The organism is Microtetraspora sp. NBRC 13810 (genome assembly GCF_030268685.1).
In the GTDB taxonomy this organism is placed as follows: Bacteria; Actinomycetota; Actinomycetes; order Streptosporangiales; family Streptosporangiaceae; genus BSRQ01.
On sequence record NZ_BSRQ01000013.1, the window covers coordinates 165,740 to 180,729 of the forward strand.

Consider the following 14,990-nt stretch of genomic DNA (forward strand, 5'->3'; position numbering starts at 1 on the left):
GAAGATTTCCGGCATGCTCCCCACGAATCTTTTACGGCTGGCCGCGGCCACCACCGCGGCGCTGTCGCTCGCCCTTACCGCCGCCCCCGCCCAGGCGGCGGCGCCACCGGTGAACCCGCCCGGCGGCCACGGCCACGGCGGGAACGACAAGGGACTCCGCCTGGAGTTCCTCGGCCGGTTCTCCACCGGCTCGGTCGGCACCGGCGCGTCGGAGATCACCTCCTACGACCCGGCCACCAGGCGCGTCTTCGTCGTCAACGCGCAGGTCGGCACCGTCGACGTGCTCGACATCCGCGACCCGCGCCGGCCGAAGCGGGTCATGGCGCTGCAGACCCCCGGGGCGAACAGCGTCGCCGTGAGCAAGGGCCTGATCGCGGTCGCGCAGCAGGCTGCCGACAAGACCGCCCCGGGCAAGGTGACGCTCTTCCAGGCGAGCTCCGGCAGGAAGCTCAAGGAGTTCACGGTCGGCTCGCTGCCCGACATGCTGACCTTCACCCCGGACGGCCGCCGGATCGTCGTCGCCAACGAGGGCGAGCCCTCCTCCTACTGCGAGGGCGCGGTCGACGACCCCGAGGGTTCGGTCAGCGTCATCGACATCGCGCGGGGCCGTGTGCACGACGTGGACTTCCGCGCCTTCAACCGGCAGGCGGACAAGCTGCGCGCCTCCGGCGTACGGATCTCCGGACCGGGCGCGAGCGTGGCCCAGGACCTGGAGCCCGAGTACGTCACCGTGGAGGGCGGCACCGCCTGGGTGACGCTCCAGGAGAACAACGCGATCGCCGTCGTGGACCTCGACCGGGCCAGGGTCGAGCGGATCATGCCGCTGGGCCTCAAGGACTGGGGCAGGACCGGCATGGACGCCTCCGACGACGACGGCAAGATCGACATCCGCCGGCACCCGGGCGTCAAGGGCCTCTACATGCCCGACGGCATCGCGCACGTCCGCTCGCGCGGCGAGACGTACCTCGTCACCGCCAACGAGGGCGACAGCCGCGACTGGGACTGTCACACGGACGAGGTCCGGGTCAAGGACCTGAAGCTGTCCCCGGAGGTCTACCCGGACGCCGCCGAGTTGCAGAAAGACGAGGAGCTCGGCCGCCTCAACGTGATCGCCGACTCGCCGAAGAACGCCGCCGGCGAGTACACCGGCCTGTCCGCCTTCGGCGCGCGCTCGATCTCCGTCTTCTCCTCGGGCGGCAGGCTGGTCTGGGACTCCGGGGACGAACTGGAGCGGCTGATCGCCCGCGAGCTGCCCGGGGAGTTCAACGCGGACAACGAGGAGAACGACTCCTTCGACAGCCGCAGCGACAACAAGGGCCCCGAGCCCGAGGGCGTGACGATCGGCGAGGTGCGCGGCCGTACCTACGCCTTCGCCGGTCTGGAGCGGGTCAGCGGCGTCGTCGCCTACGACCTCGGCGACCCGCGCCGGCCCAGCCTGGCCGGTTACGTCAACACCCGCGACTTCCAGGGCGACGTCGAGGCGGGCACCGCCGGTGACGTGGGCCCCGAGGGCGTGCTGTTCGTGCCGGACCGGGAGAGCCCGACCCGTAAGCCGCTGCTCGTCGTCGGCAACGAGGTGAGCGGCACCACCGCCATCTACGAGATCCGCTGACGACCCGGGACGCGGCCGTGGCCGGCCCGCCGGGATGCGCCCCTCCCTCTGGCGCAGTCCGGCGGGCCGGTCGCGTGCGACGGGTCAGCTTCCGGCGCGCAGCGGGGCGAGCGCGGTGCTCCAGGCGACGACCTGGTCCAGCATGGCGGTCACGTTGGGCAGGTGGTGGTCGCCCGGCTTGAAGACGGTGAAGTTCTCGAAGTCGGTGAACAGCGACAGCGCGACCTGGGCGCGCACGTCGGCGATCATCAGCTCACCGGCGATGAGCCGCAGGTGCTCGACGGCGCGGGTGCCGCCGACCGAGCCGTAGCTGACGAAGCCCGCGGCCTTGTTGTTCCACTCGGCGAAGAGGAAGTCGATCGCGTTCTTCAGCGCGCCGGAGGTGGAGTGGTTGTACTCGGGCGTGACGAAGACGAAGCCGTCGAAGGACGCGATCTTCGCGGCCCACGCCTGGGTGTGCGGCTGGCTGTACTGGCCCATCGACGGCGGCATGGCCTCGTCGAGGTGCGGAAGCTTGTAGTCCAGCAGATCCACGAGCTCGAACTCCGCGTCCGTCCGCTGCTTGGCCAGGTCGAGGACCCAGCGGGCGACGCTCTCGCCGGCCCGGCCGGGACGGGTGCTGCCGATGATGATGCCGATCTTGGGCATGGGTGTGTCTTCTCTCGCAACGAGCCATATGCTTGCTTGCACAAGCAAATAGGATGTGATTTGTTTTGTCAAACAAGTACTCTGTTGGCATGGCCACCGATCCGCTCCAGCCGTTGACCGGCGAGGAGGAGACGTTCCTCCGGACGCTGGGCCGGGTGATCCAGACCGTGCCACGGGCCATGGACGCCGACCTCGTGCGGGAACAGCGCCTCACGCTCACCGAGTACATGACCCTGATGCACCTGTCCGAAGCACCCTGCCGCCGTCTGCGGATGAGCGAGTTGGCCATGGCGGTCGACCTCTCCCTCAGCGGCATGACCCGCCTGGTCACCCGGCTCACCACCGACGGCCTGGTCGAGCGGGTCCAGTGCGAGGAGGACGGCCGGGGCTTCCACGCCGTCCTCACCGCCGCCGGCCTCGCTCGCCTCGAACAGGCATACCCCACCCACCTGGCCAGCGTCCGCCGGCACATCTTCGACCAGCTGGACCGGACCGACCTCGCCCGCCTCACCCCGGCCCTGCAACGCGTCGGCATCCCGGCCGACGAACTCCCCACGTCCTGCTGAACCACGCCGGCCTCAGGACGGGCCGTCGTGGCTTGACCTGGAGTCGAGTCCAGGTCGTAAGGTGCGTCGCATGATCGACACTCCTGTCACACTCATCACCGGCGGGTCGAGCGGCATCGGGGCGTCGGCCGCCCGGCGGCTGCTGGACCAGGGACACCGCGTCGCCGTCACCGGGCGCGACCACGACCGTCTCGACCGGTTCGCCGCGGATCTCGGCAAGCCGTCCGGCCTCCTCACCCTTCCCGGCGACGCCGCCGACCATCAGGTCGTGCGGTCCGCCGTGCAGGCCACCGTCCGGGAGTTCGGCCGGCTGGACGCCGCGGTGGCCAACGCCGGCTTCGCCACCCACGACGACGTGGCCGCCGAGGACCCGTCGGGCTGGGGCGAGATGGTGCTGACCAACGTGCTCGGCCCGGCCCTGCTGATCAACGCCGCGCTGCCCGCCCTCAAGGAGACCCGCGGCCGGATCGTCCTCGTCGGCAGCGTCGCGGGGTTCGTCAACACCCCCGGCAACCTCTACGGCGCCACGAAATGGGCCGTGACGGGACTCGCCGAGAACACCCGGCGTCTGGTCACCGGCGACGGCGTCGGCGTGACGCTGATCGCCCCGGGCCGGGTGGAGACCCCGTTCTGGGACGGCATCGGCGGCCCGCCCGCCGGCGGCCTCCTCACCGCCGACCAGGTCGCCGAGTCCATCGTCTGGGCCATCAACCAGCCGGCCGGCGTGGACGTCAACACCGTCGTCCTCCGCCCGATCGGCCAGCCCAACTGACCGGATGATCTTCGTGGCCGGCGCGGTGGTCGCTACGACTCCCGGGCCTCGTCGTAGGCGTCGCGGGCGCGGCGCAGCTCGCTGAACCGGTAGGAGCGCTCCAGCGGGGCGGCGAGGGCGAGCACGCCCCAGCGGCTGGTGACGTGTTCGAGGACGAGCCGGGAGGGGCATCCCGCGCGGTTCACGTCGGGCTGCGGGCCGTGCTGCGCGGCGGCCTCCACCATTTCCCTCACTCTCACACCAGTACCTTGGTGCTGCTGATCTCCGGCACCGACGTGGGCAGGCGCGCCGCGCAGCACGCCACGGTGATCGACGCCGCCGCCGCGGCGGTCGTCCTGCGCACCGACGGCCACCTGAACAAGGCGTACGAGCTGGGCGGGGACGTCGCGTGGTCGTTCGAGGAGTTCGCCGAGGAGGTGTCCGGGCAGACCGGCAGGAAGATCGCGCACACCGTCGTCACCCCCGAGGAGCACCTGGCGATCCTCACCGGCGCCGGAGTCCCCGCCGCCTTCGCCGAGATCCTCGTGGACGTCGACCGCGCCATCGGCCGCGGCCTCCTCGCCGCCACCCCGGGCGACCTGTCCCGCCTCATCGCCCGCCCCACCACCCCGATCGCCGCCTCCATCACCACGGCCCTGTCCGTCTGACGTCCCCCACCGGGAGACGGGGTCCCGACCGCGCCGCGCCGGCCGCAGTTCCGCCCGGTTCGCCGAGGTGATGAACCGGGTGCCGGCCGGGACGCGGCCGGGCTAGGGAGCGCTCGGCAGCCGGAGGCGCTCCGCGAAGGCGGACATCTCCTCGTGCTGCGCGTCAGGATCGGCGGCGGACGGGTTGACCACGATCCTGGTCACGCCCTGCGCGGCGAACCCCTCGACGTCTTCCCCGGTCATGTCGATCGACCCCCACCGGGTGTACTCCAGGGCCTCCGGGTCCCGGCCCGCCTCGGCCGCCGCCGACCGGGCGATCTCCAGCTGGGCCGCGCGCTCGTCCAGGGTGAGCGCGCCGCCCGGGAAGTAGCCGTCGCCGCGCCGGCCGGCCCGGCGGGCGGCGACCGCGCTCGACCCGCCGACGTGGATCGGCAGCTCGGCCACCCCGTACGGCTTGGGGAACTGGACCAGGTTCTCGAAGGCGAAGAACTCCCCGGCGAAGCTGACCCCCTCCTCGCCGCCGGTCCACAGCAGCCGCAGCACGTCGATCGCCTCGTCGGTACGCCGCCCGCGCGTCCCGAAGTCGACGCCCACCGCCCGCGCCTCACCGGGCAGCGTCCCGACGCCCACGGTCAGCAGCCGCATCCGCCCCTTCGACAGCACGTCCACGGTCGCGAGCCGCTTGGCGAGCACCACGGGATGGTGGTACGGCAGCAGCAGCACGCCCGTCCCGAGCAGGAGCCGCCGGGTGGCCGCCGCGACGAAGCTCAGGCAGTCCAGCGGATCGCCGTAGGGCAGTCCGGGCGGGAGCTCGAACGGGCCGACCTTGGCGCCGGGATACAGCGCGATGTGCTCCGGCACGTACAGCGACTCGAAGCCGCTGTCCTCGGCGTGCCGGGCGAAGGCCGTGATCCTGTCGGGGTCGACTCCGTAGTAGGCGGTGTTATAGCTGATCGCGAACTTCATGGGCATTCCTCCAGGCACTCGCCACAACGCGGGCAACCCTAGGACCTTGTCGCCGGTGTCAAGGCAAGGCGTGTTTTATCCGGTTGCCTGGCCGGCGTCCGGTTCGCCATGCTCGGCGGGATGGACATCCCCTACCGGCAGATCCGTGCCGCCTACACCGACGACTCCATCACCGTCTACCAGGCCTACGATCCGGCCATCGCGGCGCCCGCCGTGGCCGCCCAGCGCTTCGTGCCGCCCTTCAAACGGGACCGGATGACCTGGATCAAACCGTCCTTCCTGTGGATGACGTACCGCTGCGGCTGGGCCACCAAGCCGGGACAGACCAGGGTCCTGGCCATCGACATCACCCGGGACGGGTTCGCGTGGGCGCTCGCGCACTCCTGCCCCAGCCATCCCGACGACGGCATGGACCGCGCGACCTGGCGGAGGCGGCTGCGCGAGAGCCCGGTCCGGATCCAGTGGGACCCGGAACGCGACCCGCGGCACGACGCCCTGCCGTACCGGTCGATCCAGGTCGGCCTCTCCGGCGAGGCCGTCACCCGCTACCTCGACGAGTGGATCACGTCGATCACCGACGTCACCGGCCGGGTCCACGAGATCGGCCGGGCGCTCCGCGACGGCCGGGACGTCACCGGCATGCTGCCACCGGAACGCCCCTACCCCGTGGACCCCGCCTGACGGTCGCTCCACCTGATCTCGTACGGCCTGAGGGTGAAGTCCCTGCCGTCCACGGTCGTGCGGACCTGCTTGTCGCTGGTGTTGACCAGCACCAGCCGCCGCGACTGCGCCAGCACCCGGACCTTCGGATCGGACGAGGTGACCGGTTCGAGCCGCACCCCGGCGGGGAACCATCTGGCGAAGTCGCCCACCAGCCGGCCGGTCGGCGTCGAGGCGCCCGTCCGCGGGTCCCACATGCAGCCCTGGCAGGCGCCGTCCTTCTCCTGCGGGTTCCAGTACAGCGCCGTGGCGGCGCCGCTCCGCGCGAACTCGATCATCGAGGCGGCCTGTACGGCGAGCCGCATCGGCTCGGCCCACGTGGTGCCGTCCTCGGGGGCGAAGTACCACTCCGACCACCACACCGGCAGGCCACCACTCTTGTCCCGCAGCCAGTCGGTGACCGCGCCGAACTTGCTCAGCGCGCCGAACGCGTCCGGCAGCAGCTCGTGCGCGTCGGTCAGCGAGGCGCCGTCCACGACGACGAAGTCCGCCCCCTTCTTGTGCTCGAACCAGTAGTCGAAGGCGTCCAGCACGTTCTGGTTGACGACTCCCCACGGCCCCCGCAGCTCGGACTCGCCGGTCTTGTTGCTGTCGAACCCGAGATACGGCCCGCCGATCTTGGCATCGGGCCGGACCGCCTTCACCGCGTCGTACACCTTGTTGTAGAGCTCGGTGTAGCCCTTGTAGTCCGCCGGCTTGGAGTGGTCCTTCCAGAAGCCCTTGAACTCGTTCCACACCATGAAGTACTCGACGTCGGTGTACCGCTCGGCGACCGCCGCCGACAGCTCGGCGAAGTCGTCGAAGTGCTCGGGGTAGGGGGCGTCCTCCAGGTGCTCGTCCCAGGCCGACTCCTCGGTCGGTCCCTGCGGGCCGCCCTTCATCCAGTCGGGCGCGCAGCACAGTGTGATGACCTGCGTGCCGCCGGACTCCTTCATCAGGGTCGTCCGGCTGTCGAGGTCCTCCCAGAAGTACTCCTGCGGGTACGGCTCGGGGTTGAGCGCGCCGAAGCCCATGATGTGCTGGTTCTGCAGCATCGGCGTGGCGGCGAGCTCCCGGCTCACGTCCCGCTCGAAGCGGTCGGTGACGTTGTTGGCGCTCACGCCGGTGTGCGTGAACCCCCAGCGCGGCCAGCCGGGATCCACCGCGGGCGGCTTCCCGGCCTTCCCGCCGGACGCCTCCCCGCCGGGCGACGCCGGCGCGGCGGCGGGCCGCCGCGGGTCCGAAGCCGCCCGGTCCGCGGGCCCGTCCGCGGAGCATCCCGCCACCGCGACCGCGATCGCGGCCACCCCGGCGACCAGGGCGATCCGGCCAGGACGCCGCCATGCCGATCCCGCACGTCCCGACACCGGATCCTCCACCCCACGCGCATCGTGCACTTCGCTTAGAGCGTTCCACGAACGGCTCACCTGCGGCTCATCCGGCCCAGGGTTCACAGACAAGTGTTATGGGCGCCCGTACCGCCGGTGGCCGCTCAGCCCAGGAGCGGTCCGAGGAGCCAGCCGACGCCCAGCGGCACGAGCACGGAGACGATGCCCAGCAGGAACGCGTACCCGCAGCCACGGCTGCCGTCCACCCGGTTGGCCCGGGTCACCCCTTCGCCGGGCCCGCGCCACAGCGGGCGCGGTTCCAGGACCAGGAACAGCAGCGCCCCCACCTGCCCGACCGTGAACATCCAGAACCAGGCCCACCGGTTGGCCAGGCGCGGCGTGGACCCCAGCATGAGCACGAAGGCGGCCACCCACGCGGCGGCGATCCACCACAGGCTCGAACCGCCGGGATACCGGAAGGGCCAGTCGGGGAGGATCCCACCGAAGTCGCCCCTTCGCGCTTCCCGCACCACGGACGGCCGGGCGGGCACGCGGTCCAGGTCGGCCCGGAGCCGCGCCTCCGTGTACGTCCCCACGGAGTCGGCGACCCAGCCCTCCACCTGGTACCAGGTCAGCGGCGACTGCGACCACACCAGAGCCACCACCTCCCCGGAGTCGCCGACGTCGTAACTCACCCGATCGACCTGACCGGCCACCACGGCCCCGCGGAACTGCTCGACGGTCCGCGAGAAGGGAACACTGCTCGCCCCGGTGACCAGAACACCCCACGCCAGCACCGCCAGCAGCAGGACCCGAACGCCGAAACCCACCCCGCGTAGAACCCGCACCCCTAAATCAGAGTCCACCACCCATACCTACCTCACCCGCCCGCCCCCTGGAGCGTCTCCGGGCGGCCGAGCAGGCGAACGGCCGAGCGGCTGCAGCCCGGCCCGTCGCCCTTCCCGGCCTCCGCCCCGGCGACCTCGCCGGGTGTCGCCGGGTGTCGCCGGGTCAGGCGAGGCGGAGTTGGAGGGTGACGACCAGGCGTTCGTCGGGGTCCGCGAGGTCCAGGCCGAAGACCTCGTGGATGCGTCTGAGGCGGTAGCGGAAGGTGTTGGGGTGGACGCCGACGCGGTCGGCGGCGACGGCGACGTCGCCGAAGGCGTCGAGGTAGGCGCGGACGGTGGCCACCCAGGAGGTGCCCTTCTCCGCGTCCTGGGCGGCGAGCCCGGTGAGCCCGCCCTCGCGCAGCCCGTGGAACTCCGGATGCTCGCGCAGCAGGCCGCGCAGCCGTTCGAGGGTGACCCGGGCCCGGACGTCGTCGATCCCGGCGACGGCGGGGCCCGTCCCGCCCGCCATCAGGTCGAGCACCTGGTCGGCCTCGCGGCAGGAGGACTCGACTCCGGCCAGGTCGGGTACGGCGGCGCCGAGGCCGGCGTGCACGGCCAGCCGCAGGGTCGTCGCCGCGCGTTCGACCACCTTCGCGGCGAGTTCGCGTGCCAGGTCCGGATCGCCCACCAGCGCGTAGGCGCGTCCGCCGCTCGCCGCGCAGGCGACGCGGCGGTGATAGGCGGCGGCCGTGAGCGTGACGAAGTCGGCCACCCGCCGCGCGGCGGCGACCTCGTCGGCCCAGCCGGCCATACCGGCAGAACCGACCCCACCAACAGAACCGACGTAACCGACCGAACCGACCGAACCGACGGAGCCGACCGAACCGGCTGCACCGGTCAGGGAGGCCGGGGACGCGGGGGAGGCAGGGAAGACCGGCGATCCCGAGGATGCCGGGGAGGCCGGGACGTTCATGGCCGGGCCGTCGGGGGCGAAGGCGATGACGGTCATCGGGCCCGCGGGGGCGAGGCCCAGGGTCTCCCTGGTGAGCAGGCTCGTCGCGCGGCCGTCGAGGACGGCGAGCAGGGCGGCGTCGCCGCGCCTGCGCGCGGGGGCGGCGGCGCGGGAGGTGAGCAGGTCGAGCGCGACGAGGCCGGCGGCCGAGCGCAGGGCGCGTTCGGCTTCGGGGCCCAGCGGGCGTTCGCCCTCCACGACCCAGACGCTGCCCAGCGGCTCGCCTCCGGCCCGGACGGCGACGGCGAGGCGCGGGCGGTAGCCGGGGGCGTCGAAGGCCGGGACCTTCACCACCTCCTCGCCGCGCCACAGGCGGTGGAACACGCCGGCGTCCCGCAGGTTCCTGACCCACTCCCCGGGCACCCGCCGTTCCAGGATGACCTGCCGCCTGGGCGGGTCGGTCGGGTGGCCGAGGTTGGAGTACGCGAGGACGCGGCTGTGCGGGTCCTCGATCGTGGTGGCGCCGCCGACGGTGGCGGCGACGGTGTCGGCCAGCCGGAACAGGTCGCCGAGCGGCTCGTGCGGGCCGAGATGGGACGCGGCGGACGCGGCCTGGAGCGAGGTGTGCAGGCGGCCCCAGGAGAGCGCGTGGCCGGCGGTGAGCAGCGCGACCCCGGCGCGTTCGGCTTCGACGAGGGTGCCCGGCTCGACCGGCGGCCGGAAGATCGCCGCCGCCGCGCCCGCCGCGCCGAGCGCGCGCAGCAGCTCGGTCCTGGCCGAGGGCGTGTCGACTCCGGCGGCCAGCACGACCGCGTCCGGCGACGGGTCGAGAATGGCGGGCGCGCCGACCATCACGTTCAGGCCGCGCGGGGCGGCCAGCACGTCGAGACCGGCGTGCTCGGCGACCAGCCGCAGGCTCATCGAGGGCAGGGGAGAAGCTGGTGCGATAGGCGGGGTCAGATGAATTGTCATGGCAACAACCAGTTCGTTCTGCGGATAGTCCGACAGCCGGGCCGGAAGTCTGGCCGGAAGCACGAGACCCGTGGCCGCCGGGCGCGATTACAGTCCCTGACATGCCTAGACCTCCTGCTCCGTACTCCTCCGCCCGGCGTGCCGGTGACCTGCTCTACGTCTCCGGTCAGCTCGGCTTCCACCCCGACGGCACGCTCCCCGAGGGGCTCGACGCGCAGACGCGGCAGGCGCTGGCCAACCTGGACGCCGTGCTCACCGAGCACGGCCTGGGCCGTGGCGACGTCGTCAAGTGCCAGGTGTTCCTGGCCTCGATCGCGGACTGGTCGGCACTGAACTCCCTCTACGAGGAGTACTTCACCCCGCCGTACCCCGCCCGTTCCGCCTTCGGCGTGCAGCTCCATCCGGGCGCGCTGGTGGAGATCGAGGCCATCGCCGTCTACCCCCGCCCGTCCGGCGCGTCGTGATGCTCCCGACGATCGACGACGTCCGGCGGGCGCAGGCGGAACTGCGCGGCCGGGTCGTCCGCACGCCCGTGCTCGCCTCGGCGGCGCTGGACGAGCTGACCGGCTGCCCGACGCTGGCGAAGGCCGAATGCCTCCAGCTCACCGGCTCCTTCAAGGTGCGCGGCGCGCTGTACCGGATCAGCACCCTGCCCGCCGAAGCGCTCGCGGGCGGGCTCGTCACGGTCAGCGCGGGCAACGCGGCGCTGGGCGCGGCGCACGCCTGCCGCGAGCTCGGCGTCGAGCTCACCGTGGTGATGCCGGAGAAGGCGGTGCCCGAGAAGCTGGCCGCGGTCGAGGCGCTCGGCGCGACCGTGGTCAAGGACGGCGTCACCAGCTCGGCCGTCGCCTTCGAACGCGCCGAGGTCCTGCGGGCCGAGCGCGGCCTGACCTTCGTGCACCCCTTCGACGACCCCATGGTCATCGCGGGCGCGGCGACCGCGACGCTCGAACTGCTGGAGGACCACCCCCGCCTGGAGCGCCTGCTGGTCCCGTGCTCGGGCGGCGGGCTGCTGGCCGGCGCGATCATGGCGGCCCGTACGGCGGGCTCGTCCGTCGAGATCGTCGGGGTGCAGCCGTCGGGCGCCGACGGCATCGTGCGCTCGCTCGCGGCCGGCCGGCCGGTCGCGCCGCCGGCGATCTCCACCATCGCCGACGGCCTCACCGCCCCGAAGCCCGGCGAGGTCAACCTGTCGGTCATCTCCGACGCGGGGATCCGCGTCCTCACCGTCGGCGAGGAGGCCATCCACACCGCGCTGGGCCAGGTGGTCCGCGCGCTGCGGGTCGTCGTCGAGCCGTCGGCCGCGGTGGGCCTGGCCGCGCTGTCGGTCCACGCCGGGTTGCGCGACGGCGCCCGTACCGGGCTGCTGCTGTCGGGAAGCAACGTCAACTGGCGACTGCTAGCCGAAGGAGTGATCTTCTGAACATCTATCCGCACGTCCTGGTCAGCAACGACGGCCGCACCCGGGTCCCCTGTGAGGCCGGCTGGTTCCCCGTGCCGGAGAACCGCCGCGTGCCCGGGTCCAGGACGATCGACCTCGCCTTCGCCCGTATCCGCAGCACCTCGCCCGACCCCGGCCCGCCGCTGGTCTACCTGGAGGGCGGCCCCGGCGGGTCGGGCCTCCAGACGTGGGCGCAGCAGCCCGAGCGCTACCTGTGCTTCCTGGAGTTCGGCGACGTGATCGCCCTGGACCAGCGCGGCATCGGGCTGTCGAGGCCCAACCTGACCGGGCCGTTCCGGCTCGACCTGCCGCTGGACCGGGTGGTCACCCGCGAGGAGTACCTCGCCGAGCACCTGGCCAAGGCGGCGGAGACCGCGGCCTTCTGGCGGGAGCGCGGCACCGACCTCGACGGCTACACCACAGAGGAGAACGCGGACGACGTCGCGGAGCTGATGACGGCGCTCGGCTACGACACCTTCCGCACCTCCGGCGGCTCCTACGGCTCCCACCTGTCGCTGTCGGTGATCCGCAGGCACGGCGAGCGGATCGACCGCAGCCTCATCTACGGCGTCGAGGGACCGGACGACACCTTCAAGCTGCCGAGCGCCACCGACCGCCATCTGGGCCGGCTCGCCGAGCTCGCGGCGGAGGCGCCCGAGCTGGACGGGCGGGTGCCCGACCTGCTGGGCCTGATGCGCCGGGTGTTCGACCGCCTGAGCAAGGAACCGGCCGTGGTGGACGGGCTGGTGATCGGCGAGTTCGACGTCAAGGCCCTCACCGCGACCGGGATGGGCTTCCACCCGTTCCTGAAGATGCTGCCCAGGCTCTTCCTGGCGATGGAGTCCGGCGACTTCACCTGGTGGGCGGGACACGTCAGGAAGCAGCGGACGGCACCCGTCGACAACCTGATGGCGCTGGTCATGGACTCCGCCTCGGGGGCCACCGCCGAGCGGCTGCACCGGATCGAGCGGGAGACGTCGCTCCTGGACGACCTGATGAACTTCCCCTTCCCGCACATCGGCGAGGCGGTCGGCGCGCCGGACCTGGGGGACGGGTTCAGGGCTCCGGTCAGCTCCGCCGTACCGGCTCTCTTCATGAACGGCACGCTCGACGGGCGCACGCCGGAGACCAACGCGCTCGCCGTCATGAAGGGCTTCGCCAACAGTCATCTCATCCTCGCCGAGAACGCCGCGCACCAGGCGGTGCACAACCTGCCCGAGGTCTTCGGAGCGGTCAGGGACTTCATGCACGGCCGTCCGGTGACCCTGATGGACGTGCGGCTGGACTTCACCTTCGAACCGGCTCCGTGACCGTGATCCCGGTGATCCCGGTGATCCCGGTGATCCCTTGACGGCAGGGCCCTCGGCGGGATCCCGGGGGCCCTGCTGCTTTCCTGAGCGGCTTGCCTGAGCGGCTTGCCGAGCGGCTTGGCTAGGCGATGCGCCGGGCCACCCGGTGCGACCAGCGCACTCCCACGATCTTGCCGTCGGCCTGCCGGACGAACGTGCCGTCGGGCCGGTGCCCGGCGCGGTCGGCCTGGAAGAAGGCGTCGCCCGCGAGCGGGACGAGCGTGAGAGGTTTCTGCACCGGGACCACCAGGTCGGGCATGCGCGCCCGGTAGCGGGCGATGATCTCCTCGGAGTACTCCCGCAGGACCTCCAGGCGGTCGCCGTCCGGGCGCACCACGAGCAGGTGGCCGTCGCCACGGTCGTAGGTGCCCGCGTACTCGGCCAGTTCCTCCGCCGTCAGGGTCACCCGCTCCGGCTTCTCCGGCGCCAGGCCCAGGTGGGACCCCAGGACCGCCTCCTCGATCTCCGCGATCAGGGTGCCCGCCCCGGTGCCGATGGTGTTGACGGTCACGGCGACGACGAGGTCGCGTTCGGGGACGAGTTGCAGGACCGCGGCCCCGCAGACGGTGCCTCCGGTGTGCTGGACGACGCGGACGCCGCCGACGTCGCGCAGGATCCAGGACAGGCCCACGCGCGCGTCGTCGTAGGGCAGATCGGTGGAGGGCTCCCGCATCGGCGCGAGGCCCTCGTCGTCGAGGTGGTGCCTGCCGTAGGCGAGCAGGTCCCTGATGTCGCAGAAGACGCCGCCGGCCGCCGCCCGGTCGCGTTCCATGTGCCAGGTGTGGATGACCGCGGTGGACCCGTCGTCCGCGCCCTTGTTCCCGTGCCCGACGGCGAACCTGCGGGTGATCACGTCGGCGATGTCGAAGAAGCTGTTGCGCAGTCCCGCGTGGTCGAACACCAGCTCCTTGACCGCGGCCTCGTAGGTCTTGCCGGTCACCTTCTCGATGACCCGCCCGGCCAGGCAGAACGCGGCGTTGTTGTAGGAGACGACCGTGCCGGGCGGGAAGACCTGCTCCAGCCGCGCCATCCTGTCCACGAACGCCGCGAGCGCGCCGTCGTCCCTGGACCGGCCGCCCGCGCCGTCGCCGCCGTCGAACCCGGCGGTGTGGTTGAGCAGCTGGAGCACCGTGATCCCGGTCTCCTTGAGCGCGACCTCCGGCACGTACCGGTTGACCGGGGCGTCGAGCTCCACCTTGCCGAGCGCGGCCAGCCGCATGACGGCGGTGGCCGTGTAGGTCTTGGTCACCGAGCCGATCGCGAAGAGGGTGTCCGGCGTGACGGGCAGCGGGTTCTCGGTGGAGGTGACACCGTGGCAGAGGTGGAACTCCTCGCCCGCCTGGTGGACGGCCACCGTGGCGCCGGGCACGCCGAGCTCGGGGGCGCGTTCGGCGAGGAGCTTGGCCAGGCGGTCGCGCAGACTGTCGAGGGCGGTCATTCAGATCCCTGCCTCGGGGTTCGGCTCGACGGCGGCGAGGGCGTCGAGGGAGTGGTGGGCGCCCTTGTGGAAGACGACGACTCCCGGCGCGCCGATGGTGACCCAGTCGCCGCCGGGCTCCCTGACGACGCCGGCGTTCTCCGGCACGGCGAGGATCGGGACGTCCACGGGGGTCGCGGCGAGCATGGAGGTCAGCAGCCACTGTCCCTTGGCGGTGTCGCTGTGCGGCACCACCCGCATGCCCGGCAGCAGGCCGAGGCCGGTCGAGTCGTAGGTGTACCAGTAGGGGTCGGGGATGCTCGGGCCCACGCCGCCCTTGCCCTGCCCCTCCGAGTCGATCACGTATTCGGTGAGCACCACGGAACCGGCCGACTCTCCGGCGAGCACGGCGCCGGCCTGCCATCTGTCCAGGATCGCCCGCCAGAGCGGGGTGCCGCGCAGGATCTCGGCCAGCGGTTTGGGCCGCCCGCCGGTGATGAAGACGTAGTTCGCCCGCTCGACGGCCCGGACGTGCTCCGGGTCGTGGGCGTCCTCCCGGCTGAACACCTGCGGCACGGTGACCTTGGTCCCGAGTTTGTCCTCGTAGAAGCCGACGCGCTGGTTCAGCAACTGGGTGGCGCGGTCCCTGGGCCATTCGACGGTGGCTGTGGGGAGGAGGAGCACCTCGTTCCCGCCGGACCGTTCGAGCAGGTGACGGTCGAGTTCTGCGCGGGTGTCGATGTCGTTCTGCCCGATGAGGGCGAGGGGGCCTGGCACGCTGTCACTCCTCA

General features: G+C 72.2%; 16 protein-coding genes. 8 read left to right on the top strand and 8 right to left on the bottom strand.

All coding sequences use genetic code 11. The features are described 5' to 3' along the window. Nucleotides 1–13: 13 nt before the first annotated feature. A complete protein-coding gene (locus QSK26_RS25285; RefSeq protein ID WP_285777727.1) occupies nucleotides 14–1,612 on the top strand; it encodes a choice-of-anchor I family protein in 1,599 nt (532 codons plus the stop codon). 84 nt (nucleotides 1,613–1,696) lie between these two features. Here the strand turns inward: QSK26_RS25285 and QSK26_RS25290 are convergent, their stop codons facing one another. Then, on the bottom strand, nucleotides 1,697–2,260 hold the full coding sequence (locus QSK26_RS25290) for an NADPH-dependent FMN reductase (protein ID WP_285777728.1): 564 nt from the start codon (nucleotides 2,258–2,260) through the stop codon (nucleotides 1,697–1,699). 89 nt (nucleotides 2,261–2,349) lie between these two features. On the opposite strand from QSK26_RS25290, the gene QSK26_RS25295 reads away from it, so the two are divergent. Both QSK26_RS25295 and QSK26_RS25300 read left to right on the top strand, forming a co-directional pair. Further along, nucleotides 2,350–2,826, top strand: coding sequence for a MarR family winged helix-turn-helix transcriptional regulator (locus tag QSK26_RS25295; protein ID WP_285777729.1), 477 nt, complete (start codon nucleotides 2,350–2,352; stop codon nucleotides 2,824–2,826). 70 nt (nucleotides 2,827–2,896) lie between these two features. After that, nucleotides 2,897–3,598: an SDR family oxidoreductase gene (locus QSK26_RS25300; RefSeq protein WP_285777730.1), complete on the top strand. Its 702-nt coding sequence runs from the start codon at nucleotides 2,897–2,899 to the stop codon at nucleotides 3,596–3,598. 32 nt (nucleotides 3,599–3,630) lie between these two features. Here QSK26_RS25300 and QSK26_RS25305 read toward each other — a convergent pair whose 3' ends face one another. After that, the gene (locus tag QSK26_RS25305; protein ID WP_285777731.1) at nucleotides 3,631–3,837 is read right to left on the bottom strand and encodes a hypothetical protein; all 207 of its coding nucleotides are present in this window, start codon (nucleotides 3,835–3,837) and stop codon (nucleotides 3,631–3,633) included. Nucleotides 3,838–3,846: 9 nt separating this feature from the next. On the opposite strand from QSK26_RS25305, the gene QSK26_RS25310 reads away from it, so the two are divergent. Next, entirely contained in the window at nucleotides 3,847–4,245 is a 399-nt protein-coding gene (locus tag QSK26_RS25310) for a Rossmann-fold NAD(P)-binding domain-containing protein (protein ID WP_285777732.1), read from the top strand. Nucleotides 4,246–4,347: 102 nt separating this feature from the next. On the opposite strand, the gene QSK26_RS25315 is transcribed toward QSK26_RS25310, so the two are convergent. Then, a complete protein-coding gene (locus QSK26_RS25315) occupies nucleotides 4,348–5,211 on the bottom strand; it encodes a TIGR03619 family F420-dependent LLM class oxidoreductase (protein WP_285777733.1) in 864 nt (287 codons plus the stop codon). Between the two features lie 120 nt (nucleotides 5,212–5,331). Between QSK26_RS25315 and QSK26_RS25320 the strand changes: the two genes are divergently transcribed. Next, on the top strand, nucleotides 5,332–5,892 hold the full coding sequence (locus tag QSK26_RS25320; RefSeq protein ID WP_285777734.1) for a DUF4291 domain-containing protein: 561 nt from the start codon (nucleotides 5,332–5,334) through the stop codon (nucleotides 5,890–5,892). Here the strand turns inward: QSK26_RS25320 and QSK26_RS25325 are convergent. The 3 genes from QSK26_RS25325 to QSK26_RS25335 all read right to left on the bottom strand — a co-directional run bounded on the left by QSK26_RS25325 (nucleotide 5,871) and on the right by QSK26_RS25335 (nucleotide 9,941). After that, complete coding sequence (locus QSK26_RS25325) at nucleotides 5,871–7,277, bottom strand: xylan 1,4-beta-xylosidase (protein ID WP_285777735.1); 1,407 nt, start codon at nucleotides 7,275–7,277, stop codon at nucleotides 5,871–5,873. The two genes, QSK26_RS25320 and QSK26_RS25325, sit on opposite strands and share 22 nt — an antisense overlap. A 125-nt stretch (nucleotides 7,278–7,402) precedes the next feature. After that, the gene (locus QSK26_RS25330) at nucleotides 7,403–8,086 is read right to left on the bottom strand and encodes a hypothetical protein (RefSeq protein ID WP_285777736.1); all 684 of its coding nucleotides are present in this window, start codon (nucleotides 8,084–8,086) and stop codon (nucleotides 7,403–7,405) included. A gap of 163 nt (nucleotides 8,087–8,249) precedes the next feature. Then, nucleotides 8,250–9,941: a helix-turn-helix domain-containing protein gene (locus tag QSK26_RS25335; protein WP_285777737.1), complete on the bottom strand. Its 1,692-nt coding sequence runs from the start codon at nucleotides 9,939–9,941 to the stop codon at nucleotides 8,250–8,252. A gap of 152 nt (nucleotides 9,942–10,093) precedes the next feature. Between QSK26_RS25335 and QSK26_RS25340 the strand changes: the two genes are divergently transcribed. From QSK26_RS25340 to QSK26_RS25350, 3 genes are all read left to right on the top strand, one after another. Continuing rightward, a complete protein-coding gene (locus tag QSK26_RS25340; RefSeq protein WP_285777738.1) occupies nucleotides 10,094–10,456 on the top strand; it encodes a RidA family protein in 363 nt (120 codons plus the stop codon). Beyond that, entirely contained in the window at nucleotides 10,456–11,415 is a 960-nt protein-coding gene (locus tag QSK26_RS25345; protein WP_285777739.1) for a threonine ammonia-lyase, read from the top strand. The genes QSK26_RS25340 and QSK26_RS25345 overlap by 1 nt, the downstream gene beginning before the upstream one ends. Nucleotides 11,416–11,504: 89 nt before the next feature. After that, complete coding sequence (locus QSK26_RS25350) at nucleotides 11,505–12,743, top strand: alpha/beta hydrolase (protein WP_285777740.1); 1,239 nt, start codon at nucleotides 11,505–11,507, stop codon at nucleotides 12,741–12,743. 121 nt (nucleotides 12,744–12,864) lie between these two features. On the opposite strand, the gene QSK26_RS25355 is transcribed toward QSK26_RS25350, so the two are convergent. After that, nucleotides 12,865–14,220: a serine hydrolase domain-containing protein gene (locus tag QSK26_RS25355; RefSeq protein WP_285777741.1), complete on the bottom strand. Its 1,356-nt coding sequence runs from the start codon at nucleotides 14,218–14,220 to the stop codon at nucleotides 12,865–12,867. Beyond that, entirely contained in the window at nucleotides 14,221–14,976 is a 756-nt protein-coding gene (locus QSK26_RS25360; RefSeq protein ID WP_285777742.1) for a Type 1 glutamine amidotransferase-like domain-containing protein, read from the bottom strand. Nucleotides 14,977–14,990: the final 14 nt, after the last annotated feature.

Bases quoted from the DNA above. Each gene is read 5' to 3' on its own strand.
- QSK26_RS25290 (WP_285777728.1), bottom strand. From the start codon at position 2,260: ATGCCCAAGATCGGCATCATCATCGGCAGCACCCGTCCCGGCCGGGCC.
- QSK26_RS25320 (WP_285777734.1), top strand. From the start codon at position 5,332: ATGGACATCCCCTACCGGCAGATCCGTGCCGCCTACACCGACGACTCC.
- QSK26_RS25335 (WP_285777737.1), bottom strand. From the start codon at position 9,941: ATGAGCCTGCGGCTGGTCGCCGAGCACGCCGGTCTCGACGTGCTGGCC.
- QSK26_RS25355 (WP_285777741.1), bottom strand. From the start codon at position 14,220: ATGACCGCCCTCGACAGTCTGCGCGACCGCCTGGCCAAGCTCCTCGCC.
- QSK26_RS25340 (WP_285777738.1), top strand. From the start codon at position 10,094: ATGCCTAGACCTCCTGCTCCGTACTCCTCCGCCCGGCGTGCCGGTGAC.
- QSK26_RS25295 (WP_285777729.1), top strand. From the start codon at position 2,350: ATGGCCACCGATCCGCTCCAGCCGTTGACCGGCGAGGAGGAGACGTTC.
- QSK26_RS25300 (WP_285777730.1), top strand. From the start codon at position 2,897: ATGATCGACACTCCTGTCACACTCATCACCGGCGGGTCGAGCGGCATC.
- QSK26_RS25345 (WP_285777739.1), top strand. From the start codon at position 10,456: ATGCTCCCGACGATCGACGACGTCCGGCGGGCGCAGGCGGAACTGCGC.
- QSK26_RS25315 (WP_285777733.1), bottom strand. From the start codon at position 5,211: ATGAAGTTCGCGATCAGCTATAACACCGCCTACTACGGAGTCGACCCC.
- QSK26_RS25285 (WP_285777727.1), top strand. From the start codon at position 14: ATGCTCCCCACGAATCTTTTACGGCTGGCCGCGGCCACCACCGCGGCG.